The 23428-nt window shown below is 69.1% G+C and carries 24 protein-coding genes; 12 read left to right on the forward strand and 12 right to left on the reverse strand.

All coding sequences use genetic code 11. The features are described 5' to 3' along the window. Positions 1-61: 61 nt before the first annotated feature. Positions 62-2068, forward strand: coding sequence for a DEAD/DEAH box helicase family protein (locus tag RYH80_RS13365; RefSeq protein ID WP_370904380.1), 2007 nt, complete (start codon positions 62-64; stop codon positions 2066-2068). An 84-nt stretch (positions 2069-2152) separates the two neighbouring features. Here RYH80_RS13365 and RYH80_RS13370 read toward each other — a convergent pair whose 3' ends face one another. The 3 genes from RYH80_RS13370 to priS all read right to left on the reverse strand — a co-directional run bounded on the left by RYH80_RS13370 (position 2153) and on the right by priS (position 5310). Then, the gene (locus RYH80_RS13370; protein WP_370904381.1) at positions 2153-2626 is read right to left on the reverse strand and encodes a peroxiredoxin; all 474 of its coding nucleotides are present in this window, start codon (positions 2624-2626) and stop codon (positions 2153-2155) included. An 80-nt stretch (positions 2627-2706) separates the two neighbouring features. Then, complete coding sequence (locus tag RYH80_RS13375; RefSeq protein WP_370904382.1) at positions 2707-4080, reverse strand: hypothetical protein; 1374 nt, start codon at positions 4078-4080, stop codon at positions 2707-2709. A gap of 39 nt (positions 4081-4119) precedes the next feature. Beyond that, positions 4120-5310, reverse strand: coding sequence for a DNA primase catalytic subunit PriS (gene priS / locus RYH80_RS13380; RefSeq protein ID WP_370904383.1), 1191 nt, complete (start codon positions 5308-5310; stop codon positions 4120-4122). A gap of 465 nt (positions 5311-5775) precedes the next feature. Between priS and trkA the strand changes: the two genes are divergently transcribed. Next, the gene (gene trkA / locus RYH80_RS13385; RefSeq protein WP_370904384.1) at positions 5776-7119 is read left to right on the forward strand and encodes a Trk system potassium transporter TrkA; all 1344 of its coding nucleotides are present in this window, start codon (positions 5776-5778) and stop codon (positions 7117-7119) included. A 311-nt stretch (positions 7120-7430) separates the two neighbouring features. Beyond that, complete coding sequence (locus RYH80_RS13390) at positions 7431-8987, forward strand: TrkH family potassium uptake protein (RefSeq protein ID WP_370904722.1); 1557 nt, start codon at positions 7431-7433, stop codon at positions 8985-8987. A 52-nt stretch (positions 8988-9039) separates the two neighbouring features. Here the strand turns inward: RYH80_RS13390 and RYH80_RS13395 are convergent, their stop codons facing one another. Further along, entirely contained in the window at positions 9040-10581 is a 1542-nt protein-coding gene (locus RYH80_RS13395; protein WP_370904385.1) for an RtcB family protein, read from the reverse strand. A 436-nt stretch (positions 10582-11017) separates the two neighbouring features. On the opposite strand from RYH80_RS13395, the gene RYH80_RS13400 reads away from it, so the two are divergent. The 5 genes from RYH80_RS13400 to RYH80_RS13420 all read left to right on the forward strand — a co-directional run bounded on the left by RYH80_RS13400 (position 11018) and on the right by RYH80_RS13420 (position 13093). Next, complete coding sequence (locus tag RYH80_RS13400; protein WP_370904386.1) at positions 11018-11773, forward strand: hypothetical protein; 756 nt, start codon at positions 11018-11020, stop codon at positions 11771-11773. An 81-nt stretch (positions 11774-11854) separates the two neighbouring features. Beyond that, positions 11855-12043, forward strand: coding sequence for a hypothetical protein (locus RYH80_RS13405; RefSeq protein ID WP_370904387.1), 189 nt, complete (start codon positions 11855-11857; stop codon positions 12041-12043). Between the two features lie 98 nt (positions 12044-12141). Continuing rightward, positions 12142-12363 carry a hypothetical protein gene (locus RYH80_RS13410; protein WP_370904388.1) on the forward strand — a complete coding sequence of 74 codons (222 nt, stop codon included), beginning with the start codon at positions 12142-12144 and terminating at the stop codon, positions 12361-12363. Next, positions 12356-12739: a peptide ABC transporter ATP-binding protein gene (locus RYH80_RS13415; protein WP_370904389.1), complete on the forward strand. Its 384-nt coding sequence runs from the start codon at positions 12356-12358 to the stop codon at positions 12737-12739. The genes RYH80_RS13410 and RYH80_RS13415 overlap by 8 nt, the downstream gene beginning before the upstream one ends. Positions 12740-12925: 186 nt before the next feature. Next, on the forward strand, positions 12926-13093 hold the full coding sequence (locus RYH80_RS13420) for a DUF1931 domain-containing protein (RefSeq protein ID WP_370904390.1): 168 nt from the start codon (positions 12926-12928) through the stop codon (positions 13091-13093). A gap of 181 nt (positions 13094-13274) precedes the next feature. On the opposite strand, the gene RYH80_RS13425 is transcribed toward RYH80_RS13420, so the two are convergent. The 6 genes from RYH80_RS13425 to RYH80_RS13450 form a co-directional block, all read right to left on the reverse strand. Continuing rightward, positions 13275-14540 (reverse strand): hypothetical protein, encoded by a 1266-nt coding sequence (locus RYH80_RS13425; RefSeq protein ID WP_370904391.1) that lies wholly within the window; start codon positions 14538-14540, stop codon positions 13275-13277. 217 nt (positions 14541-14757) lie between these two features. After that, on the reverse strand, positions 14758-15555 hold the full coding sequence (locus tag RYH80_RS13430) for a PHP domain-containing protein (RefSeq protein ID WP_370904392.1): 798 nt from the start codon (positions 15553-15555) through the stop codon (positions 14758-14760). 84 nt (positions 15556-15639) lie between these two features. Continuing rightward, positions 15640-16290, reverse strand: coding sequence for an NfeD family protein (locus tag RYH80_RS13435; RefSeq protein ID WP_370904723.1), 651 nt, complete (start codon positions 16288-16290; stop codon positions 15640-15642). A gap of 110 nt (positions 16291-16400) precedes the next feature. Then, a complete protein-coding gene (locus tag RYH80_RS13440; RefSeq protein ID WP_370904393.1) occupies positions 16401-16577 on the reverse strand; it encodes a DUF7312 domain-containing protein in 177 nt (58 codons plus the stop codon). Positions 16578-16705: 128 nt separating this feature from the next. Further along, positions 16706-17239, reverse strand: coding sequence for a DUF7122 family protein (locus RYH80_RS13445; RefSeq protein ID WP_370904394.1), 534 nt, complete (start codon positions 17237-17239; stop codon positions 16706-16708). Continuing rightward, positions 17236-18144, reverse strand: a complete 909-nt coding sequence (locus tag RYH80_RS13450) for an RsmB/NOP family class I SAM-dependent RNA methyltransferase (RefSeq protein WP_370904395.1) — start codon at positions 18142-18144, stop codon at positions 17236-17238. The genes RYH80_RS13445 and RYH80_RS13450 overlap by 4 nt, the downstream gene beginning before the upstream one ends. A gap of 99 nt (positions 18145-18243) precedes the next feature. Here RYH80_RS13450 and RYH80_RS13455 point away from each other — a divergent pair, with 99 nt between their 5' ends. From RYH80_RS13455 to RYH80_RS13470, 4 genes are all read left to right on the forward strand, one after another. Continuing rightward, a complete protein-coding gene (locus RYH80_RS13455) occupies positions 18244-18963 on the forward strand; it encodes a hypothetical protein (RefSeq protein WP_370904396.1) in 720 nt (239 codons plus the stop codon). A gap of 283 nt (positions 18964-19246) precedes the next feature. Beyond that, entirely contained in the window at positions 19247-20026 is a 780-nt protein-coding gene (locus RYH80_RS13460) for a ribonuclease H-like domain-containing protein (protein ID WP_370904724.1), read from the forward strand. 109 nt (positions 20027-20135) lie between these two features. Next, positions 20136-20519: a DUF8002 family protein gene (locus RYH80_RS13465; protein ID WP_370904397.1), complete on the forward strand. Its 384-nt coding sequence runs from the start codon at positions 20136-20138 to the stop codon at positions 20517-20519. Positions 20520-20656: 137 nt separating this feature from the next. Next, entirely contained in the window at positions 20657-21409 is a 753-nt protein-coding gene (locus RYH80_RS13470; RefSeq protein ID WP_489753329.1) for a dolichyl-phosphate hexose transferase, read from the forward strand. 113 nt (positions 21410-21522) lie between these two features. Here the strand turns inward: RYH80_RS13470 and RYH80_RS13475 are convergent, their stop codons facing one another. Both RYH80_RS13475 and cysS read right to left on the reverse strand, forming a co-directional pair. Further along, positions 21523-21717 carry a DUF5800 family protein gene (locus RYH80_RS13475; protein WP_370904398.1) on the reverse strand — a complete coding sequence of 65 codons (195 nt, stop codon included), beginning with the start codon at positions 21715-21717 and terminating at the stop codon, positions 21523-21525. A gap of 90 nt (positions 21718-21807) precedes the next feature. Continuing rightward, positions 21808-23418 carry a cysteine--tRNA ligase gene (cysS, locus tag RYH80_RS13480; protein ID WP_370904399.1) on the reverse strand — a complete coding sequence of 537 codons (1611 nt, stop codon included), beginning with the start codon at positions 23416-23418 and terminating at the stop codon, positions 21808-21810. Positions 23419-23428 lie beyond the last annotated feature (10 nt).

Here is a 23428-nt window from a genome sequence, read left to right on the forward strand (position 1 = left end):
TTCCGGCGACACGTCGATGTCGAGCGGACGGCATTTACCCACCGCCGGCGTACCACGGGTGATGACAGACGAAGGTGGCGACGACGCCACGACGCCCCCGGACGCAGACGACGCTGGGGCGGCGTCCACCGAGGAGACGCCCCCGGACACAGACGACGCTGGGGCGGCGTCCACCGAGGAGACGCCCCCGGACACAGACGACGCTGGGGCGGCGTCCACCGGTGGGGAGGGGACACCCCCGGACGTAGACGACGCGGAGACGGAGCCGCGACTCGACACGGACGCACTCTACGACGTGGTCGAGACTGCCGGGCGACCGATCGTCACGGCGAGCGTCGTGGCCCGCCACACCGACCTGACGCAGGCGGACGCGGCCGCGGCGCTGGACGAACTCGCCGACGCGGGCGACGCCGAGCGGGTCGACACCAGCGACGACCCGGTCGTCTACTACCCGCAGTCGTGGGGCGAACTCGCCGAGCGCGAGCGCCTCGTGGTGTTCCCCGACCGCCGGGAGATCGTCGCCGACCGCCCGACACAGTACACCCGCGCCGGGCTCGCACAGTTCGCCCACCTCGTCGACTCCACGCGGACCGACCCCGGAACGCGTGGCTACCTCTACGAGGTCCGACCGGAGGACGTGTGGGCCGCACCGTACGACTCGCTGGAGGAACTGCTCGCACGCGTCCGCTCCGTCCTCCCGCGACGCGTGGGGAGCCTCGAGGAGTGGATCGGCGAGCAGTGGAAGCGCGCCAACCAGTTCGTCCTCCGCACCCACGAGGACGGCTACGTCGTTCTGGAGGCGGCGCGCGAGGAACTGATGGGCAACGTCGCCCGACAGAAGCTCTCGGAGGAGCACCTCCGGGCACCGATCTCGGACACGGAGTCGTGGGTGAACGCCGACGCGGTCGGGGCTATCAAGCGCACGCTGTACGAGGCGGGCTACCCCGTCCGCGACGAGCGCGAACTGGACAGCGGCGACCCGCTGGACGTGACCCTGGAGACCGAGCTACGCGAGTACCAACGCGAGTGGGTCGACCGGTTCCTCGACAGACAGTCTGGGGTGTTGGTCGCGCCACCCGGCAGCGGGAAGACGGTCGCCGCGCTGGGCGTGCTCGCGGAGATCGGCGGCGAGACGCTGATCCTCGTCCCATCGCGGGAACTGGCGGGCCAGTGGCGCGCGGAACTGCTCGCGCACACGGACTTAGACGAGGACCAAGTCGGGGAGTACCACGGCGGCACCAAGCAGATCCGCCCGGTGACGATCGCCACCTACCAGATCGCGGGGATGGACCGCCACCGCTCGCTGTTCGACTCCCGCGAGTGGGGGCTGATCGTGTTCGACGAGGTCCACCACGTCCCGGCGGACGTGGCCCGCCGCACGACGGAGCTCCAGAGCCGGCACCGGCTCGGGACGACGGCCTCCGCGGTGCGGGAGGACGACCGCGAGGAGGAGATCTTCACGCTCGTCGGCCCACCGCTGGGGACCGACTGGGGAGCGTTGTTCGACGCCGGCCACGTCGTCGAGCCGGAGGTGGAGATCCGGTACGTGCCGTGGCGCGACGACGAGGCCGAGAACGAGTGGGCCGCCGCCGAGCGTCGCGCGAAGCGGCAACTCGCGGCGACGAACCCCGCGAAGGTGGACGCCGTCCGCCGCCTCCGCGAGGAGCACCCGGACGCACGGACGCTGGTGTTCGTCGACTACCTCGATCAGGGCGAGTCGTTGTCGGCGTCGCTGGGCGTGCCGTTCGTCTCCGGAGAGACGCGTCACCACGAGCGCGAGCGCCTGTTCGAGGCGTTCCGTCAGGGCGAGCGGGACACCCTGATCGTCTCGCGGATCGCCGACGAGGGGTTGGACCTCCCGAACGCCGAGTTGGCGATCGTCGCCTCCGGGCTCGGCGGGAGTCGGCGGCAGGGCACTCAGCGCGCCGGGCGGACGATGCGCCCCTCCGGCAGCGCCGTGGTGTACGTGCTGGCGACGCGTGGCACCAGCGAGGAGGAGTTCGCCCGCCGCCGGATGCAACACCTCTCCGGGAAGGGTGTCCGCGTCCGCGAGCGGACGGTGGAGTGATCACCGCCACGGCGGAACGCTACGTCGTGTCTACTCACCGGTGCGGATCTCGTCGATCTCTCCGGCAGCGCGGACCTCGTCCGTCTACTCGCCGGCCCGGATCTCGTCGACGTCGTCGAGGACCTCGCGCGGGTGGCCGTCCGGGGAGACGCCCTCGTAGGCGCGTTCGATCTCGCCGTCGGGGCCGATCAGGTACGTGTTCCGGAAGGCGATCTCGACGGTCTCGTCGCCGATGGTCCGCTCGCCGTACGACTCGTAGGCGGTCGCGACCTCGCCGTCGGCGTCCGACAACAGTGTGAACCCGAGGTCGTGGTCCGTGTCGAACTCCGCCAACGCCTCCACCGGGTCGTCGCTGACGCCGACGACCGCCACGTCCCGCTCCGCGAAGGCGTCGAGGTGGTCGCTGAACCCGTTCGCCTCGCGCGTACACCCCGGCGTGTTCGCTCGGGGGTAGAAGTACAACACGACACGCTGCCCGTCGAACTCCGCCAGTGACACGTCGTCGCCGTCCTGGTTCGGGAGCGAGAACGTCGGTGCCGCCGTCCCTGGTTCCAACATGGACGGTCGTAGCGCTGCCGAGCGCTTGTGCCTTCGGAAAGCGGACGCGGCCACTGGCGACCGTCGAGGGCCGTCTCGGACTACCCCAGCCGTTCGGCCGCGCCACGGTCGACGAGCGGGTCGACGTTCGTCGTCGGGAGCGTGACCACGTCGCCGGCACGGAGCTCGTACGAGCGGTCGTCGACGCCGAAGATCTCACCCACGTCGCTCGTCACGCGCACCGTCGTCCGGTCGACCCCGACCGTCGCCGTCTCGTCCACTCCGCCCGCCTGCGTGTCGTCCGTCCCAGTGGCCGACTGCTGCGTGTCGTTCGTCCCGGCGACCGACTGCTGCGTGTCGTCCGTCTCGGTCGACCGTGGCACGTCGTCTCCCCCCGTCGGCTCGGGACCGGCGGCCGCGGCCGCCTCGGCGACTGGACGGTCCGACTCCTCACCCGAGACGGCCGCCGCCTCCGCCGTCGGCCGCGGTGTCCCGTCGTCGGCTGCCGTCTCGACGCCCGTCGCCGACACACCGGTCGCGTCGGCACTCGCGTCCGTGCCGCCCTCGGTCGCCGTGCTCGCACTCGCCGACGCGGTCCCGGTGTCCGCCGTGGCGGAGGCGGTGTCCGTCGCGCCAGCGCCGGCCGCTCCGGCACCGGGTGTGTCGTCACCGCCCATCGCGTCCGCCAGCACGTCGTCACTGTCGCCCACGCCAGCACCGGTGTCGGCCTCGGCACCGGCCAGCTCCGCCGGCTCCTCGTCGCCCGCACCCTGCTCGTCGGGTGCCGGCGGCGCGACGGACCCGTCACCCGGTCCCGGCGACACGGCACCGGCGGCCGCCTCGCCCGCGCCCGGCGTCGGCACCGGCTCGTCGGCCGCCGCCTCGGCGGTCGACTGTGGCCCGTCGTCGACACCCTCGGGGTCGCCGATGACGTGGGTCGGCTCCTCGGCCGTCGACACACTCTCGGCCGACGCGGCGTCTGTCCTCCCCGCGTCACCGACCGACTCGGTGTCCGTCGCCACCGCGTCGCCGACCGCCCCAGCGTCGGCGGTGGCCGCACCACCGGTCGTACCCGCACCCGTGTCGGCGTCGCCGTCGTCCAGTGCGCCCAAGACGGCGGCCTCGTTGGCCTCGATCCGGGCGACCACGTCGTCGAACATCGCCCGTTCCTGGTCGGTCATCCCGTCCGTCTCGGCGGGCATCCCGGCGGCCGCGAAGGAGGCGAGCTTGACCACCTTGCCGCGGCGGCGCTCGTACAGCGACTCGATCACCTCCTCGGCGGTGTCGATCTCGTCGGTGAGCCGCATCGCGTCGGCAGCGTAGGGGTCGCCGGCCGCCTCCGCGCGGCGCGTCCGCTCTCGTTTCAGCTCTCTGACGTAGTCGGCGGCGTCGTCGTAGAAGGAGTCCCGCAGGTGCTGGAGGCTGTCGGTCCGCCGTTCCTGTTCGCGTACACTCCGTAGCTCCTCCAAGTCCATGTCGTCTCTCCTCCGTGTCGTCTCCGTGTTCTGTCGCGATCACTCCGCCGCCTTCTCGGCGCGGCCTCGCGCCAGGAGGAACACGCCGACGAACTCGCGGACTGAACGTGTTCCCCCCTCGATTGTAAAGCTGTCGTCGGACGGACCGTTCCCGACCGGCACCGGGCCGGGCTCGGTCACCTCCACCATGATCCGCTGGTCGCGGAACTGCTCCGCGACGGCGTCTCGCGTCGGTTCGAAGTCGTCGACCACCTCGCGGTCGAGCCGCCGGACGACGAACCCGGTGCCGCCGTGGAGACTCCCCGGGAGTCGGATGAGACGGCGTACGTCCGTCGTCACCGGTTCGTCGATGGGTGCGGTCTCCTCGGCGAGCACGCGGTCGGCCAGCGCGCGGATCAGCGTGCTCGCGCCCGGCCCCAACTCCACGTTGCCGGAGCGGACACCCTCCGGGTTGTTCTGGAGGACGCCGTAGATGGTCGTCGCGGTCTTCTCGCCGACGCCGTCGAGTTCCTGGAGGCGGGCGAGTGCCGTCTCCTCGTCGGCGTTGAGCAACGCGTCGGTGTACGCGAGCAGTCGTTCGTGGACGCGTCGGCCCCACCCACCCTCGGCGCGGAGCGTCTTCTGGAGGGTGCCGCGGTCGTTGGGTCGTTTCTCGATCAGGCCGTCGCGGTCGAGGTCGATCCCGCGGACGTAGTCGACCACCTCGCGGCGCGCCTCGGAGTCGAGTCCGCGGACGGACGGATCGCGGACGTGGACGTGGTAGCCGCGACCGCCGGAGAATACGATCTCCAGCTCGTCGTCCCCGAAGCCGAAGTCCGTGGTCAACACGTCGAGGAGGTCGAGGAGTGCGTCCTTGCACTCGCGGAGCATCTCCGTGTAGGAGTCCGTCTCGGGGTCGACGCCGGGGAGGTGGTCGGCGTCGAGGTCGAAGACGAGGTCGGCGGAGCGCCAGCCTTTCTGGGCCATCGTGCGGTTCGAGGGGTCGTCGTAGCGCGCCGCCGAGAAGTAGACGTGTCGGGGGGACTCGCGGGCGAGGAACTCGCCCAGTTGCTCGGGGCCGCCGGCCACGTCGAGTAGCGACTGGTGGCGGACCATCGTGGTGCCCTCGCCCTCGGTGAAGGGGATGTGCCCCCACTCGCGGTCGGCGGCGGCGGGCGGGACGGGCGTGTCGCTCCGGCGGTAGTAGTCACCGAAGCGTCCCGACAGGTACTCTCTCGTGCGGCGCTCCATCGCTCTCGGTCGAACGAGTGCCGTCGGGAAAGTCGTTCCGTTCCCACGCGGTGCGGGTGCGGAGACCCGTGTGTGTGAGTGGGACGGTCGCGGAGCGATCCTGGGGCGGCCGCGGTGGCGGAGCGGCTGCGGAGCAGTGCGCGACGGGTGCGATGCGGGGCGGTGGCGGAGCAGTTGTGGAGGCGAAGCGTAGCGGTGCGGGGTGGTCGCGGCGGCGGCGGAGCGGTGCGGTCGCGGCGGCGGAGCGGCGCGGTGGCGGAGCGGAGCGGTGCGGTGCGGTGGCGGAGCGGTGCGGGGCGGTGGCGGTCGCGGCACCAGCACACCGACCGCGAGCGCGCCGCACGGCGCGCTCGCGGCCCTTTTTGGTCGAGCTTTTTTCCTCGGGTGGCGCGCGCAGCGCGCCACCCCGAGGAGCGAAAAAGGTCGGTCGTAAGAGGTATTGCCAGCCTCCGAGTCCCGAGACACATGCACGTCATCGTGGTGGGCGCGGGACAGGTGGGGTCGAGTATCGCCGCCAGTCTCGCAGACACACACGACGTGGTGGTGATCGACCGCGACGGCGAGCGGGTGGACGCGTTGACGTACGACATCGACGTGTTGGCCATCGAGGGCGACGGGGCCGACCTCGAGACGCTGCGAGAGGCGAACGTCGGTGAGGCGGACCTGTTGATCGCCAGCACGGACGACGACGAGACGAACGTGGTGGTGTGTGGGACGGCGAAGGTGGAGTCGGAGGCGTTCACCATCGCCCGCGTCAAGCGGCCGCAGTACCTCGCGACGTGGGAACACGCCGTCGACGCCGGCAACGAGGCGTTCGGGGTCGACTTCATGGTGTGTTCGGACCTGCTGGCGGCACAGACGATCGTCGAAGTGATGGGGGTACCGACGGCGGAGGACGTGAAGTCGTTCGGCGACGGGCTGTGTCGGATGGCGGAGTTCAAGGTGCCCGCCGGCAGCGCCGTCGCCGAGCAGACGGTGAGCGAGGCGGACCGCTTCCCCGGACTGACCTTCGCGGCGATCATCCGTGGCGAGGAGGTGATCGTCCCGCGCGGGGAGACGCTGATCCAGCCCGAGGACGACCTCGTGGTGATCGGGCGGCCGGAGGAGGTGGAGGCGTTCGGGGCGGACCTGGCACCCGACCAGACGAACCCCGAGGAGATCGTGATCTTCGGCGGGAGCGAGATCGGCTACCAGACGGCGCGGCTGTTCTGCGAGCAGGGGTTGTGTCCACGACTCGTCGAGCAGGACGAGACACGGGCGCGGTGGCTCGCCGAGCAACTGCCGGAGGCGACGGTGATGCACCACGACGCGACCGACCAGGAGTTCCTCGAACGCGAGAATATCGGTAGCGCGGACGTGGTCGTCGCGGCCTTAGACACGGACCAGGGGAACCTGCTGGCGACGTTGCTCGCCAAGCGACTCGGTGCAGACCGAGCCGCGGCAGTCGTCGACAACGGACAGTTCACGGACCTGTTCGAGACGGTCGGCGTCGACGTGGCGATCAGCCCGCGGCGGGTGACGGCCGAGGAGATCACGCGGTTCACGCGGACGAACTACGCGGAGACGGTGTCGATCATCGAGGACGACCGCGCGGAGATCCTGGAGTTGGAGGTGAGCGCCGACAGTGCCGTCGTCGGCGAGCGCGTCCGCGACCTCGCGGTCGAACTCCCGCAGAGTGTCGTCATCGGGTCGATCACGCGCGACGGGGAGTTGTTGATCCCGCGTGGTGACACCGAGATCCGCGCCGGCGACCACCTCGTCGTGTTCGTCGAGGCCGACGACGTGGACGCCGTGACCGAGGCGTTGTGAGCGACTCCGGCGCGCCACCGCGTCGCGCGCGGTGACCGGGCCGGGAGGGAGGACCGAACCGCGGTTCGACCGGACTGGGCACCGCGGTGCGTCGGGCGTGAAACGACGGATTTAGGGGAGTCTCCACAGTCCGGCCGGACGTGCAATCGAGCGGGAGCGGTCGACCGCAACTGGGGGCGGTCGTCGACGGGAGTGATCTGTCGTGACTCGGATCGCCGCGGACGGGAGTGAGTCTCCGTGACCCGCAGCGTCGACGGGAGTGGTGTCTCGTGAGACGGGTCGTCGCGGACGGGAGCGGTTCGAACGGTGGGATCCGTGTCGACTGGCGCGCGTCGCTGGCGGTCGTCGGAACCGTGGTCCAGTACCTGTCGGTGACGCTGTTGCTCCCGCTGGTCGTGGCGGTCCTCTACGGCGAAGACGTAGTCACGTTCCTGCTCACCGGGGTCGTGACGGTGGTCGTCGGCACGGCGTTGACGCGACTCGACCCCGACCCGGAGTTGGGGAACCGCGAGGGGTTCCTCGTCGTCGCGGCGACGTGGCTCGGCGTCTCGCTGGTCGGGACCGTCCCGTACCTGCTGGCGGCCCACGGCGTCCCCGGCGTCGTCGCACCGACCTCGCCCGGATCGGCGTTGGCGGACCCCGTCGACGCGCTGTTCGAGTCGATGAGCGGGTTCACGACCACCGGGGCGACCGTGATGGCGGACATCTCCTTCGACACCCACTCGCGGGCGATCATGATCTGGCGGCAGCTCACCCAGTGGCTCGGCGGGATGGGGATCGTCGTGTTGGCACTGGCGATCCTCCCGGAGTTGTCCGTCGGTGGCGCGCAGTTGATGGACGCGGAGGCGCCCGGCGTCGGCATCGAGAAACTCACCCCGCGGATCGCCGAGACCGCACGGGCGCTGTGGATCGTCTACCTCGGGTTCACGGTCGCCGAGATCCTCCTGTTGTACGGACTCGGTGTCGTCGAGATGGCACCGAACATGACCGCGTACAACGCCGTCGCACACGGGTTGACGACGCTGCCGACCGGTGGGTTCTCGCCTGAGGCGGACAGCATCGCTGCGTTCTCGGCGGCGGTGCAGTGGGTCGTGATCCCGTTCATGGTCGTCGCGGGGACGAACTTCGCGCTGTTCTGGCACCTGTTGTCGGGCGACGTGCGGCGACTCCTCCGCGACGCGGAGTTCCGCGGCTACCTCGGGATCATGGGCGCGTTGACCGCACTGCTCGCCGGCCTGTTGTTCACCGGTGCGGCACCGGTGCTCGATCTGGGCGGCGCGACACGGGGTGTGCCCGCGAACGCCGTCCGGCAGGCGACGTTCCAGGTCGTCTCCATCGTCACGACGACCGGCTACGCGACGAGCGACTTCGCGCAGTGGAACGCCGCCGGGCAGTTCCTGTTGCTGTTCGCGATGTTCGTCGGCGGCTCCGGCGGCTCGACGGGTGGCGCGGTGAAGATCGTTCGCTGGCTGGTGATTCTCAAACTCGTCAAGCGAGAGCTGTTCACGACGGTCCACCCGGACGCGATCCAGCCCGTCCGGTTGGGTGGGACGGTGATCGACGAGCGAGCACTCCAGGGAATCGCGGGGTTCACGCTCGCGTACCTCGTGATCTTCTTCGTCGCGACGGTGGTGGTGATCGTCGACGCCGGCCGCGTCGACGCCGTGGTGACGATTCCGGAAGCCGCGGGTGGCGTCGCGGCGACGCTCGGCAACGTCGGCCCGGCGTTCGGCGACCTCGGGCCGTTCGGGAGCTACGGCGGCCTCCCGGCGACGACGAAGCTGCTGATGGTGTTCCTCATGTGGATCGGACGACTGGAGATCATCCCCGTGCTCGTGTTGTTGACGGACGCCTACTGGCGCTCGTGAGTCGGAGGGCGTCCCCAGTCTACGTCGAGACCACGTCTCGCCGATTCGCCCGTTACTCGTGGGCCTTCAGGTTGTGGACGGGGTCGAGCCACTCGACGACCTCGGCGGTCGGTTCGAGCGCGTCGGCGACGGCCTCGGCGGGTTTGTACGCCATCGGTGCCTCGTCGAGCGTGTCGTCGAGGACGGACTCGGAGTAGACCCCGTCCATCGCCGCCTCGAACTCCTCGAGCGACAGCGACTCGTGGGCGTCGCGGCGTCCCATCCGGCGCCCGGCGCCGTGGGGTGCCGTCTCGTTCCACTCCGCGTTGCCCCGTCCGCGAGCGATCACGGACCCCTGCGCCATGTCGAAGGGGATCACGAGTCGCTGCCCCTCACGGGCCGGCGTCGCACCCTTCCGGATGGTGAGGTCGCCGAAGTCGACGAGGTTGTGGGGACTCTGGAAGCGGTCGACCGGCTCGACCCCCAACGCCTCGCAGATAGCCTCGCTCATCAGTTCGCGGTTCCAGCGGGCGTACTGCTGGGCGAACAGCATGTCGACGTAGTAGCCGTGTGCCTCGCGGCCGTACAGCGCGGCGAGGTCCTCGTCGAAGGCGTCGTCGTCACTCGACTCGGGGTCGGCGCCGTCGGTACTCTCGGCGTCGGCGTCCGTTGTGTCGCCGCTCCCGGCGGCGTCGCCGGTCGTGTCGTCCGCGTCCGGGTGGAGACGCCCGAGCACGTCGAAGGCGCGTTCGATCTCGGGGCCGTCGAGCGTCTCGCGGACGCGTTCCTTCTGGACGTGTGACTCGCCTTTCCCGCCGGTGACCCACTCGAAGAGGTCCCCGTCGGAGACGCGCTCGGGGTCGAACTTGAGGAACTGCTCGTACTCCGCGGGGATGGCCTCGCGGATGGCGTCGGCGCGACGGTAGCGGGTGGCACGCTCCTGCCAGTACTCCGCGACGGCGAGTCCGAGGTACCGCGAGCCGCTGTGGATCACGAGCCAGTAGTCGCCCGACTCACGCCCCTGCGCGAACTCGACGAAGTGGTTCCCACCGCCGAGCGTCCCGGCCGAGCGGATGACGTGCCCCATCCCGCTGGAACGACCGCGGAGCACCCGCTCACAGAGGTCCTTGAAGTACGCCTCGTCGTAGCCGTCGAAGTCGAACCCGATGGGGTCGATCTCGGCGTCGAACCGCTCGGCGTAGGCGTCGGCGAAGGCGTCGAACACGTCGGTGGCGCGCTCGAACGGGAACTCGTCGACGAGGTGCGGGGAGTCCTCGTAGTCGTGTGTCGACCGCCCCATCGGGACGGCCTCGCGGACGCGGCGCTCCCGCTCGGCGTCCGACAGCGGCAACTCGTCGCCGAGGTTCGTCGCCGCCATCCCGCAGCCGATGTCGACGCCGACGACGTTGGGGACGACGGCGTCCGGCAACGGCATCGTGAAGCCGATGGGTGCGCCGGCACCCCAGTGGGTGTCGGGCATCACGCGGATCGGCTCCGTGAACGCCGGGTGGTCGGCCAGCGTCCGCACCTGCTCGACGGCGTTGTCCTCGACCAGCGACTCGTCGTCGACCATCACCCGTGCCGTCGTCGCGTCCCCGTCGATCTCGATGGGCATCGCTACCCTCGACTCCGCGAGCGACGGGTATGAATCTGCGGCTCGGGTGCCAACGAGGGACACGGCCCCGCACGAGCCACGCCCTCCCCGACCGACGCCCACGGACGGAGCGGCCTCTGGCCGCAGCCGTTCCTCGCTCGCAGCCGGGGCGCTCTCTGGTCGCGGCGCGTACCGCTCGATCCCGGTGAGTCTATCGACGCGGCTGTTCTCCACGAGGGAACTAGTCGACGAATCCGGGTTCGAACCCCTGCCGATCTCGGGTCACGTGCCCGCTGGGCTGATTCCGTCTCTGTCCGGAATCTCACCCCTCACGACAGCGTCATACTGCTCTGCTCCGACCGGTCGTTCCAACTCCACCGACTCGACCGTGAGCGCGACTGGTTGTTGCTATCTATTTTCGTTCTATTTATGTTTGCGTGTCGAACACATCGAACCGATGCACAACCGGTACCTCTCTCCGCGCCAGAAGTTCTTTGCAGAGATTGTCACGTTCTCGCTCCCTACGACACTCGCCGTCTATCGTTTCGACCTCAGCGTCCAGCAGTCGATCATCGCTATCCTCCTCATCGTCGTTGCTGCGGGAGTCGTGAAGTACATAGTCGTCTACTCACCACGAGTAAAGTTCGAAGAAGTGAGGCGAACATCGTTTCTCGACCACCACCTTGAGTTGGTGATCGCGGACTACGAACGGCGATTCGATCCCGACTACGATATCCGAGTCAACGTGATGCGTACACAGAAGAGACGCCAACTGTCGCACGACGATGGAGGACTCTCGGTCGACAGCGAGCAGTTCCTGAAGATTGCGTACTGTGCCGGTGGCGGGGAACACTGTGATATCTCGGCGTACGACGGTGGTGGTACCGACGAGACGGCCACCGAGTGGTGTGTCGATCCGTCTCCGGCCAACGGTAGCTGTGGCCGTGCTTACGTGGCGAACGAGCCACGTGTCGCTGGACGGGACCCGTCACAGACCGAGTGGAGACACGAGACGACCGACAGGCAAGACCGAGCAACGAAAGTCGTGAACAGCGTCTTGAGCGTCCCTGTCAGAAAACCCAGCAGCGAGAAACCCGTCGCGGTGCTGAACCTCGACGCTGCGGTTCCACTTGAAGAGACGAACTTCGACGAAGACACTGTACAGACGACAGTCCAGGAAGAGTACGCAGATCAGATCGGGACACTGTTGTAGCCACTCGAGCAGATTCGTTCGTCTGGTACTCTGTGGTATCGATGCGGTGTATTTATCAACAAAGCGGACCCAGTGTGAGGTATGCCAGTACAGCGAGACAGCCAGTCCACACAGAGTGACGACGGGTGGGAGTACGGCGAAGGGACGACGATCGTCGACGAGTCTCGTGTCGAGCTACGTGAGCCGCGTGTCGTCGTCTCGAAGTACGTGCCGACGATCGAGTACGATCCCGAGAGCAACACACTCTCGCTCACGACCGGCGGCGAGTAGGACCGCTCGGTACCGTTCTGATTCAGTTCGACGGCCGCCCGTCGTCTCCGTGGTCCGCCCGTAGCTATATGAGCCTGGGGTACGTTGACGTGAATCGCATGAGCGAGGCAGAATCCCCGACGGAGCGAGTCGACGAGACGACCACCTGGCCGGACCTGGCGATCAGTCTGTACGACCGCCTGACCGGTCGGAACGCAGAGATCACGTACGACTTCGAGGACATGGAGGTGGCGGTGCCCAGCGGGACGGGCGAGGACGCGGAACACGCCCACTGGGAACTCGACGGGACGATCCGAGTCACGACACGGGAGCGTGACTGACGGCGACGCAGTCGCCCCGCTGTCGGTCGCGACGGACCTCGAGTTGACCGTCGACGGCGTCCCCGTCGGGGTCCGCTCGACGGGCGACCGCCTGTTCCTCGAGGTGCCGACGCTGCGGACGGCCGTCCGGATGGCACGCGACGGCGAGGGCCTCGAAGAGCGACTCGCGCCGGTGTTGCGCGTGACCGACCTCACGGTCGAGGTTCGCGTCCGGGAGGCGACCGTCGCCGTCCTGGGTGCCGACGCGCGCCCTGGGTGGCTCTCGCGGGAACTCGACGTCGACCCGGTCGAGGTCCGCGTCGGCGGCGCGCTCGCGGCGGTCGGCCGCACCGTGCTCGCCGGCACGCGACGGGTGGCTCGGTTGCTCCCGGTGTAGCCTCGGTCCCGCCGGTCCGACTCCGGTGTGGTCCGCGGACCGTCGCGGCTCGACGCCCGTGGTTCACACCCCTCACCCACACCCGCAACTCACACTCGCGACCGATGGGTGCGAGTACGGTCCACAGAGGTGTTCCTCGGCAGGATTTCTAAAGACCTAAGTAGTGAAGCACGGAATCGGCGGGTGATGTCTGACCTGATCGTCAAGTCGGCAGTGAAGGAGTACCTGGAAGACGAGAACGTCGCGGCGGACTTCTACGAAGCCCTCGACGAGGAAGTCGCGGAACTGCTGGACGACGCCAGCCGCCGCGCCGAGGCGAACGACCGGAAGACGGTCCAGCCGCGCGACCTGTAAGGCTGCGAACCACCACTATCCTGCGGTTCGGTACGACGCCCGCCAGTCACGGGACCGTCGTCGATGAGCGGTGTCAGTGTCGACCGCGAGCGGCGTCGGGACGGTGACAGGCGGCACCAGTGTCGACCGGGAGCGGTGCCAGTGGCGACGACGGACAGCGCCGCGGATCACACCTGCCGGCCTACCGGCGCTGGAGTCGGTCGGGGACGTCGACGAGGTCGAGGCGGACGGCCGCGCCGACTCCCGTCGCGAGCACGCCGACGAGGAGGAGCGCGAGCGACTGGACCGCCAGCGCCCCGAAGAAGCCGCCGACGAACGCGATCACCGTCTCCCCGAGCGTCGCACCCGTCTCCGGCAGTGCCTCCGTCACCGCGTCGCGGACGGCGCCGTCGGCGACCCGACCGACGAGGAACCCGGGGACGGCCGCCAGCAGCGCCGCGACGCCGGTCCACAGGACGGGCGTCTCCGGCTGCTCGGAGACGACCCAGACCTGCCCCGCGAGCGCCAGCGCCAGTAGCGGCAGCAGCCACCCGAGCACGTCGAGGAACACGAACGCGGCCCGCGCTCGCACCAGCGACCGTCGCCCCTCGGCGGGGAGATAGTCCGTGACGACGAGCTGGCGCGGCAACGCCTCGTCGACACGGTCGGCGGCGGCCGCGCCGACGGCGTCCGCGAGTGCACCCTTCCGCGTCTCGAGTCGCTGGGCGAACTGGTCGTACTCCGCCGACGGCGTGAGCAGCCCGTCGACGTAGACGACGACGTACTCACCCGCGGCGGTGTCGACCGACTCGCCGAGTCCGGTGTCGACGGTGCCGTAGCGGTCGCGGAGTTCCCCGCGCAGCGCCAGCAGTGTCTCGTTGACCTCGCCCTCGGACGGCTCCGAGCCGGCCTCGGCGAGCCGTTCGCGGACGCGCTCGCGGACCGTCCCGCGTGTCGACCGGAACGTCTCGCGACTCTCGCCGACGCGCAACAGGGTGTCCGTCTCCAGCTCCACTCCGCCGACGGCGGTCGACTCCACCCCGGCGAACGCGGCGAGGCGACTCGCGGAGGTGTTGCGCACGGCGTCGGCGACCGCCCGCTCGGTGCCGTTCACGAGCGGGGCGGTGTCGGCGACGAGCCGGAGTCTGTCGTCGTTCCCGTGGAGGTACGCGTAGAGGTTCTCGACGTTCCGTTCCGTCTGTGTCTGGAGGTACTCGGGGGTGAGAATCTCGCCCGCGAGGCCGCTCGCGAACGGCGGGAGCGTCCCGTCGTCGCCGACCGGAAGGGTTCCCTCGCCGGTGAGTTCGGCGTGCAGCGCCGCGTAGCCGTCCGTCTCGTCGACCGTGTCCGTCACGTACCCGGGGTCGAGTACGGTCTGGTGTGCGGCGACGATCACGTTGCCACCGAGCAGCGTGAGGGTCAGGAGGACCACCACGCCGGCGACTCCCACCCGCCGGAGCGTCGACATACGCCACACGTCGGCACCGGGCTACAAATACTGTCGGGACGATGCCACCCGTCGCGTTCGTCTCGTCGCTCCTCGGTCGCGTCGTCCGCAGTCGCGTCGCCCCTCGGTCGCGTCGTCCGCAGTCGCGTCGCCCCTCGGTCGCGTCGTCCGCGGTCGCGTCGTCCGCAGTCGCGTCGCCCCTCGGTCGCGCCACCGCCACGGAGCCGCCGTCAGCTCGTCAGTCCGAGCCGGTCGTGACGGCTGTCTCGCCGTGGACGGCTGTGGGGGCGATCCCGTGCTCCTCGGCGGTCTCGACGAGTACGTCGCGCCGTGGAGCGATCACGTCCGGCTCGTGACTGTCCGTCCCGAGCGTCACCGACACGTCGTGTGCCAACAGCGTGTCGAGGAACGTCTCAGTCGGGTGGAGCGCGCCGTACTCGTCGAGCACGCGCCCGGCGTTGATCTCCACCGCCGTCCGAGAGTCGGCGAACGCCGCCGCCGCTCGCTCGTAGTGATCCGTCGTCGCGAACCCGCGCAGGTGGGGGTTCCGCTCGATCAGGTCCGGGTGCGCGGCGATCTCGAACAGCTCCGACTCCGCGAGCGCGACCAGCTTGTCGAAGTAGCGATCGACCAACGCCGCGCGGCGGGACTCCGAGAGGTCGCCGAAGTAGTCGCGGACGTGGACGTTCACTCCGTCGAGGTCGTGGACGCTCCCGATGGCGTAGTCGAACCCCGCCTCCGCGAGGAACGACCGGATCGGCTCCTCGTGATCGGGTTCGTAGTCCACCTCGACGGCGTCGAACACGGCCAGGGAGTACGCCTCGTCCAACTGTTCGATCGCCTCGCGGCGTCGCTCGTAGGTGAGATCCAGGTTGAAGCCCATCTCCCGACGGAAGGTGCGGGCCGACTCCGTCGGCGTGACGTTGCAGTGGTCCGCGAACCCGACGCCGTCGAGTCCGGCGTCGGCCGCCGCCTCGACCATCCACTCGAGGAACGTCCCGTCCGAGTAGGTAGAGTGAACGTGGTAGTCGTACACGTCTCACTCGTCGCTCCGAGACGACTCGTAGGTTGCGGTCGACCGAGGAGGACCGTCGGACGTGCTCGACTACACCGAGACGGATCAGTTCCGCTCTCGTTCGCGTTCCCGCTCGGACTCGTCCGTCTCCGTGGCTCTCGTCGCGTCCGACTCGCTCGCGGCGTCGGCTCCGTCGCCGGCAGCCGCCTCGTCGTCGCTCGCTCCGTCGCCGTCCCGGCGCCGCTCGCGTTCGCGGGCGAGTTCGCGGTCGATCTCGTCCGTCTCCGTGTCCATCGCCTCGACTGTGACGACGTTGCCGCCGCCGGGGTCGACGACCATCACGCGCGTCCCCTCGGCGATCTCGCCGTCCAGCGACCGCGCGGAGTAGTAGGGGTTGAACCCACCGCCGTCGAGTTTCACCTGGCCTTCCTGTGGGGTGACGCGCTCCGTCACCCGTCCCATCGACCCCTTCAGGTCGCCGGAGTCGGTGGTCTGCGTCTCCCCGTCGTTGTCGTAGATCCCCAGGTCCCGGTAGACGTACAGTGCCGCCGCGCCGATGGCGACGACGAGCAACCCGAGGAGGAACGGACTCGCCAACACCGGGAACAGGAGGCCGAGCAGCCCGGCGCCCAACAGGGCGACGCCGACGACGACGAAGTTCGCTCCGGGGGCGGTCGCCTCCATGATCGAGAGGACCAACCCCGCCAGCGTCAACAGCAGCGGGAGCGTCTCTGGGCTCAACAGCTCGAACTGCAACGGGACGACCGCGAGGAGCGTCGGGTCGAACGCCCCGACGGCGCTCGCGCTGGCGACCGTCGCGTCCACGAGGGGTGCGAGTGTGAGAGACACGGGTACGGAGACGAGGGTCACAGCGTAGCCAACACGAAGACGAGGACGGTCCCGAGCACGCCCGCGACGACGAACAGCGCGTTCTCGAGGTCGACGGACTCCGGTTCGATCGGCTCGCGACGAGGTTCGTCCGGGTCCGCGTCCTCGCCGACCTCGTCGACCTCGAACTGCCACTCGCTGGTGTCCTCGGCCATACGCCACGCTTGGGTGTCCCCGGGTAAATCGGTGACGGGTGCGCGACTCGTGACCGCTCCCCGACCGCCGGTCGGGCGTCGCGGTCGCCCGGCGACCGAGAGACGTCTCGCCACTCCCCGGTCGCCGGTCACCCGTCGAGTTCGCCCAACTCGTCGCGGCGGCCCTTCGGGATGCGTGAGCGAAGTTCCCCGTAGAGGTACAGGCCGACGCCGATGGGCTCCACCTCGCCGGCGACGCGGTGGGCGGCGATCAGGTACCCCCAGTCGCCCTCCCACCGCGGGAGGTCCTGGTCGTGGCCGGCGGCGAACGCCGTCGCCTCGCCGCCGGACAACTCGACCACGTTCCGGTCCGCCGCGCGCCCGAACCGCTGGGCGGCGTCCGTCGTCGGCTTCCAGTGTTCCTGGCGCGCGTGGAGGAACGTGATCCCGACCGCCTCCACGTCGACCGGGTCCGGCACGTCGCCCGCGAACGCCCAGATCTTCCCGTTGCCCTTCTCCCAGAAGCTGTGGCCGTCGAACGTCTCCGCGGGCACCCCGAACCGCTCGGTCCACCACTCGATCACCTCCCTTCGGGTCGGCCGACCCGGGACGCGCCGCTCGTCGGCCGTCGCCGGCAGCCTGTCGAACACCTGGCCGTCGTTCTCAGGCGGGCTCTCGGTCACGCGCCCACCTCCAGTCGCGCGACGTAGAAGCCGCCGGTGTCGTTCAGGTGCGGGTAGACGCGGTGGGTCCGCTCGACGGCGGAGTCGAACGACTCGCCCTCCCACTCGGTGACGCCCGGACGCGTCTCCAGCGGTGCGTCCCAGTCGACGACGCGGCAGTCCTCCGTCGCCAGCGCGTGGTCGACGACCGCCTCGTTCTCCTCGGGTGCGAACGTGCAGGTGGCGTAGACGACGGTGCCGCCCGGTTCCGTCGCCTGGATCGCGCGTCGCAAGATCCCCTTCTGGACCTCGGCGATCTCGCGGACGTGACCGAGCGTCCACTCCTCGTGAGCGTCGGGGTTCTTGCGGATCGTCCCCTCGCAGGAACACGGCGCGTCGACGAGGGCGGCGTCGAACGCGTCGAACGCGAACGGCTTCAGCGAGTAGTTGCGGGCGTCCGTGTTCGTCACGACGGTGTTGGTGATCCCGAGCCGTTCGGCGTTGTGCCGCAACGCCGACAGCCGTCCGAGGTTGGAGTCGTTCGCCACGAGTGTGCCGCGATCGTCCATCAGCTGTGCGAGGTGGCTCGTCTTGCTCCCCGGCGCGGCGCAGGCGTCCCAGACGACCTGGCCCGGCTCCGGGTCGAGCGCGAGCGCCGGCAGCGCCGAGACCTCCTCTTGGCCGTGAGTCCAGCCGTGGAAGTACGGCCAGTTCGTCCCCGGCGAGCCGTCGGGTAAGACGAGCAGATCCTCGTGCCAGTCGACGCGCTCGTAGGCGACACCCTCCGTCTCGAACGCCTCGATCACGCGGTCCGGCGTCGCCGCCAACCGATTCACGCGGACGACCTGCGGGAGCGGGCGGTCACACGCCGCCCGGAACGCCACCTCGTCGTCCACGAGGTCGGCGTACCGATCCAGTGGAGTCACGGCGGCGCTTCGCGGCCGGCTCGTTTGGGGGTTTCGGAGCGGGCCTCGTCAGTGACGAATTAGTTAAGTTTATTGAATGCGATCTGCGCCACCACTAGTGTGCCGGACGACGCACCAGATCTACTGGTTCGCGCCTTGGGGTCACTGGGATACGAGACTGGAGACACGACGACAACGGTGGAAGTCGAGATCGTTGATCGGACTGTTCCGAAGGAAGACTCTGACTGTGTCGAACGTGTACTGAACGATGAGTGCCGAACCGTGATCGACCATCAGGTCGAGAAACTTCGCGACATCGACGACGTTGCTGCGAGGACGGTACGAATCACAGTACTCGTCTTAGCCGGCATCCTGGGCACGATCTCACTTGGCGAGAGTTCGGGTGTCTCACTCACCAGTCCGTTGACTCTCTGGGGCGGTTCGTACCTGCTGTTCTCGATTCTCGCGGGAATGTACACCTACAACGTCTCCGACTCGTACCTCGGTCCTGGCCGCCGAACAATCGAAAAGTGGGGTACTCACGACTCCGAGTCGGAGCTCCACGACGTGGCGCACCGTGCGTACGCGGAGTGGATTGAGGAGATGGAGATACTGGCGGCGGTCAACGGGATCGCTCTTGACGTGACACAGTTGAGTCTCGGTCTGGGTTTGTCGTACACCTTTGTCTCGATATTCGTCCAGACAACGGAGAAGAATCAGTACACACCGGTCAGGACGCTGATCGTCGAAACACAGGGGAGCCTCTGGCACGGTCTTCCACTGGTACTACTCGTCGGGTCCGTGGTCACACTGTTCGCGTACTCACTGTGGCGATTCTAGCACGTGTGCCGGGGCATCAGATCGGTGGTGTTCCCACACGCTTTTATTTCTCCACGCACAATTGTGACACAGGCATGGATGACGAAGGACCTCCAGAGGCTGCACGTGGCTACAGTGGCGGGTTGAGTGCAGTTCGGCGGCTCGTCCGGGACTTCCGTGAGCGGTACGACGCCGACGACTGAGTCTCCCGACGCCGTCACCGACTCCGAACGGTTTAGGTACACTCCTCTCTCAGTTTGGGTACGACCGTCTACCACCGTCGGTGGCAGACAGTTCACAGATCATGCGCGTCGAGAACAGTTTCGTACCGGTCGAGGGTGTCGGGGAGAAGACGGAGCGTCGCCTGTGGGAGGCGGGGGTCACGGAGTGGCACGACTACGCCGGGCAGCGGCCCAGGGGCGTCGGGGCGACGACGGCGAGTCGGATCGAGTCGTACGTCGACGAGGCGCTCGACCGGCTGGCAGACGACGACGCGTCGTACTTCGACCGGACGTTCCCCGGGAGCCACCGGTGGCGCCTGTACGAGTCGTTCCGCGAGGACGTGTGTTTCTTCGACATCGAGACGACGGGACTCTCGGAGGTGCGCGACGACGTGACGACGGTGACGTTCCACCGCGGCGACGAGACGACGACCCTCGTCCACGGGCGCGACCTCACGCGCGAGGCGATCCGCGAGCAGTTCGACGAGGCCGCGCTGCTGTGTACGTTCAACGGCGGCCGGTTCGACGTACCGTTCCTGGAGACGAGCTTCGACCTGGACGTGACGACGCCACACCTCGACCTGATGCACGTCTGCCGCCGACTCGACCTGACGGGCGGACTCAAGCCCATCGAGCGGGAGTTGGGGATCGACCGCGACGGGCCGGACATCTCCGGACGCGACGCGGTCCGTCTGTGGCGCGAGTACGAGGCCGGCGACGAGACGGCGCTCGACCGGCTGGTGTCGTACAACCGCGACGACACGGTGAACCTGCGACGACTCGCGGACGTCGTCTGTCGTCGGCTCCACCGGCGGACGCCGCTGGACGACGACGTGTCGCTGTTGACCGACGTGGACGTGTAGCGGCGGTCGACTCGGGGTAGCCGTCCCAGCCGCTCCCGACCGAATCGGTCCGCGCACGCGACCTCGGGAAGGTGAAGCCTTTTGCCGACGGGGACGCACCCACCGGCGTATGAACCACCCAGCGGGACGCCCGGCTGCCGGAGCGGCCGCCGAGACCGCGGAGGCGGACGACGAGACCGCCGACACGGCGACGGAGACGGACGGCGCGAGCGAGGGGACGGAGGCGGCCGCCGAGGAGACGGACGACGCCGACGAGACGACGCCGGCGGAGTCCGACGAGGCGGCGACGGGGGAGACGGACGCCGAGGAGGAGTCCGGGACGGACACCGCGCCGGAGGTCGAACTGAGCGTCTACCAGGTGTCCGTCCGTGTCACGGGCAGCAGCGACGACGACCTCGACACCGTCGAGGAGTCGGCCCGTGGACTCGTCGACCACCTCGTCGACCGCGCTGTCGAACTCGAAGACGAACCCGACGGTCGTGGACTCGGGTGACGACGAGCGGGTGTCGTCACCGGGCTGTGGGCGCCACCCCCTTCGACCGATCGGCGTCCACACGCCGTCGGCTGTGAGGATCTCCCACGCTTTAGGCGAACCTAAACACTCAAGTACGGGCGTCGGTACCGGCCGGTATGGACGGTACGAACGCGCAGACGGGGGAATCGGCGGCAGGCGCCGCGTCGGGGGGATCGCCGGCGGGTGACGACGAGTACACGTTCGACGACCTCGCGGTCGTGATGGGGGCGTACAACGAGGAGGAGGCCATCGGCGCGGTGCTGGACGACGTGGCCGCGGTGACGGACGACCGCGCCGAGGTCGTCGTCGTCGACTCCTCGACGGATCGGACGCCGGAGATCGCCCGCGAGAAGGGGGCGACGGTGATCGAACAGCCGCCGCGCGGCTACGGCGAGGCGGTCCGCGAGGCGGTGCTCGCGCCGGATCGGCCGGTCGTCGTGACCACGGACTGTGACGACACGTACCCGATGGAGGCGCTGCCAGAGTTCTTGGACCGGATCAACCAGGGGTACGACGTGGTGTCGGGCGACCGGATCTACCACGGTGCGGAGGCGATGCCGGCGTTCAACCGCCTCGGCAACGTCGCGTTCGCGCTGTTGTCGTCGCTGTTGTTGGGCGAGCGCGTCCACGACGTGACCACCGGGATGCGGGCGTACCGCCGCGAGCTGCTCCACGAGATCGAGTGGACGGAGAACACCGGGCTGTCGGCGGAACTGTTGCTCCGCCCGGTCGCCCGGGGGTACGACGTGATCGAGGAGCCGATCGCCTACCGCGAGCGTGCCGGCGAGACGACGTTGGACCCACTGGCCGGCGGTGCCGCTATCGCGAAGTCGATCCTCCGCGTCGGCTACGAGGAACGCTTCGAGTAGCGAGGCTCCGGCGGGTCGGTGGACGGAGTCGGCGTGGGTGGTGCCGTGGGACGACGTCTGAGGGTGTCGTCGTACTATCTCAGTCGCACGTGCGGCACGAGTGGAGTGACGGTTCAGAGGATGTCGCCGATCCGACGCGGTTCCGACGAGAAGTCCGGGTCCTCCTCGACCATCCGGAGCACGTCGTGGTCGGTCGCGTCGACGTAGCGTTGCTGTGTCGCCTCCTCGACGAGTTCCTTCTCCAGTCGGAACTCCGTCCCCTCGTACTCTACGTCCACGCCGTCTTCGTCGAAACTGAGCGCAGTCACACCACGTCGTTCGTGGAGCAGTCTGAAGTGTGGCTCGGTCGGGGGGAGCCGCGGGCAGCCACCGGGTGACCGAACGTGCCACCGAGGCCGCTACTCCAGCCGGTACGTCGGCCCGTCGTCGCCGTCCTCGACGCGCACGCCGGCGTCGGCGAGCGCGTCTCGGAGGTCGTCGGCCCGCTCGTAGTTGCCGGCGTCTCGCTCTCGCTCGCGCACGTCCAACACGAGTTCGACGAGGTCCTCGACCAGCTCCACGTCGCCGCCGTCGCTCTCGTCGGCACCCAGCGAGAGCCCGAACACCTCCCCGCCGAGCGCCTCGAACGTCTCGACCGCACGCCGCAGCCCGCGATAGTCGTACGCCGTCTCTCCGTCCGCCGACACGTCGTCGCTCGCGTCGCCGTCGCCAGACCCGCCGTCCGCCGTTCCGTCGTCACCGCCCGCCACACCTCCTGTGTCGTCTGCGCTACTCTCGTCACCATCTGCCCCGTCGCCGTCGACGTGCCGGTGGACGGCACTCGCGAGGTCCAACAGCGCGTTGTACGCCGTCCGCACGTCCAAGTCGTCGTCCATCGCCGTCGCGAACCGCTCGCGACACTCGTCGACCGCCTCGCGGAGGTCGTCGTCGACGACACTCCCGAGTGCGCGAGCGTCGTCACACGCCGCGACCGCGGTGTCGTAGCCACGCCGGAGTCGCTCCCAGCGCCGTTCGGCCTCCGCCATCGCGTCCGTGGAGTACGTCTGTTCGCCGCGGTACTGCGCGCCGAGGTAGAAGGTTCGCACCACGTCCACCCCGTACTCCTCGAGGGCGTCCGAGACGGTGAAGAAGTTCCCCAGACTGGACGACATCTTGTCTTCGTCCGTCTGCAACAGGCCGACGTGGAGCCACGTCCGCGCGAACTCCGCGCCCGTGGCGGCCTCGCTCTGGGCGATCTCGTTCTCGTGGTGCGGGAAGACGAGGTCCCGTCCGCCCATGTGGACGTCCAGCGTGTCGCCGAGGTGTGTCGTCGACATCACGGAACACTCGACGTGCCACCCCGGCCGGCCCTCGCCCCACGGGGAGTCCCACGTCTGTCCCGACGGGAGCGACCCCTCGTGGTCGTGTTTCCGGTGTTCGCGGACGGCCTCTGGCGAGACCCCGCCGGCCTTCCACAGTGCGAAGTCCGAGGGGTTGCGCTTCTCCGAGCGCTCGTCGGCCTCGCTCTGTGCCTCCAATTCGTCGAGGGACTGGTTCGAGAGCGCGCCGTAGTCGTCGAAGCTGGTCACGTCGAAGTACACCGAGCCGTTCGCCTCGTAGGCGTAGCCGCGCTCGACCAGCGTCTCCACCAGCGAGACGATCTGCGGGACGTGCTCGGAGACGCGGGGGTACACCGCCGCACGCTTCAGGTTCAGGCCGCGCATGTCCGCCAGCACGGACTGGGTGAAGTGGCGTGCCACGTCCGCCTCCGTCTCCCACTCCTCGCGTTCGCCGACGCGGGCGGTGATCTTCTCGTTCACGTCGGTGACGTTCTCGACGTGGCGCACGTCGTAGCCGCGGTGCTCCAGCCAGCGGTGGAGCACGTCGGCGTGGAACCACAGCCGTGCGTGCCCGAGGTGGGCGTCGTCCGAGACCGTCAACCCGCACACGTACAGCAGGATCTCGTCGTCGTCTCCACCGGCCAACGCGACCCGCTCGCCACGGAGTGTGTCGGTCACGGACAGCGTCATCGGGCGACGG

Source organism: Halobaculum sp. MBLA0147 (genome assembly GCF_041361345.1).
Taxonomy (GTDB): domain Archaea; phylum Halobacteriota; class Halobacteria; order Halobacteriales; family Haloferacaceae; genus JAHENP01.

Bases quoted from the DNA above. Each gene is read 5' to 3' on its own strand.
- RYH80_RS13365 (WP_370904380.1), top strand. From the start codon at position 62: ATGACAGACGAAGGTGGCGACGACGCCACGACGCCCCCGGACGCAGAC.
- RYH80_RS13370 (WP_370904381.1), bottom strand. From the start codon at position 2,626: ATGTTGGAACCAGGGACGGCGGCACCGACGTTCTCGCTCCCGAACCAG.
- RYH80_RS13375 (WP_370904382.1), bottom strand. From the start codon at position 4,080: ATGGACTTGGAGGAGCTACGGAGTGTACGCGAACAGGAACGGCGGACC.
- priS (WP_370904383.1), bottom strand. From the start codon at position 5,310: ATGGAGCGCCGCACGAGAGAGTACCTGTCGGGACGCTTCGGTGACTAC.
- trkA (WP_370904384.1), top strand. From the start codon at position 5,776: ATGCACGTCATCGTGGTGGGCGCGGGACAGGTGGGGTCGAGTATCGCC.
- RYH80_RS13395 (WP_370904385.1), bottom strand. From the start codon at position 10,581: ATGCCCATCGAGATCGACGGGGACGCGACGACGGCACGGGTGATGGTC.
- RYH80_RS13400 (WP_370904386.1), top strand. From the start codon at position 11,018: ATGCACAACCGGTACCTCTCTCCGCGCCAGAAGTTCTTTGCAGAGATT.
- RYH80_RS13405 (WP_370904387.1), top strand. From the start codon at position 11,855: ATGCCAGTACAGCGAGACAGCCAGTCCACACAGAGTGACGACGGGTGG.
- RYH80_RS13410 (WP_370904388.1), top strand. From the start codon at position 12,142: ATGAGCGAGGCAGAATCCCCGACGGAGCGAGTCGACGAGACGACCACC.
- RYH80_RS13420 (WP_370904390.1), top strand. From the start codon at position 12,926: ATGTCTGACCTGATCGTCAAGTCGGCAGTGAAGGAGTACCTGGAAGAC.
- RYH80_RS13425 (WP_370904391.1), bottom strand. From the start codon at position 14,540: ATGTCGACGCTCCGGCGGGTGGGAGTCGCCGGCGTGGTGGTCCTCCTG.
- RYH80_RS13440 (WP_370904393.1), bottom strand. From the start codon at position 16,577: ATGGCCGAGGACACCAGCGAGTGGCAGTTCGAGGTCGACGAGGTCGGC.
- RYH80_RS13460 (WP_370904724.1), top strand. From the start codon at position 19,247: ATGCGCGTCGAGAACAGTTTCGTACCGGTCGAGGGTGTCGGGGAGAAG.
- RYH80_RS13465 (WP_370904397.1), top strand. From the start codon at position 20,136: ATGAACCACCCAGCGGGACGCCCGGCTGCCGGAGCGGCCGCCGAGACC.
- RYH80_RS13470 (WP_489753329.1), top strand. From the start codon at position 20,657: ATGGACGGTACGAACGCGCAGACGGGGGAATCGGCGGCAGGCGCCGCG.
- cysS (WP_370904399.1), bottom strand. From the start codon at position 23,418: ATGACGCTGTCCGTGACCGACACACTCCGTGGCGAGCGGGTCGCGTTG.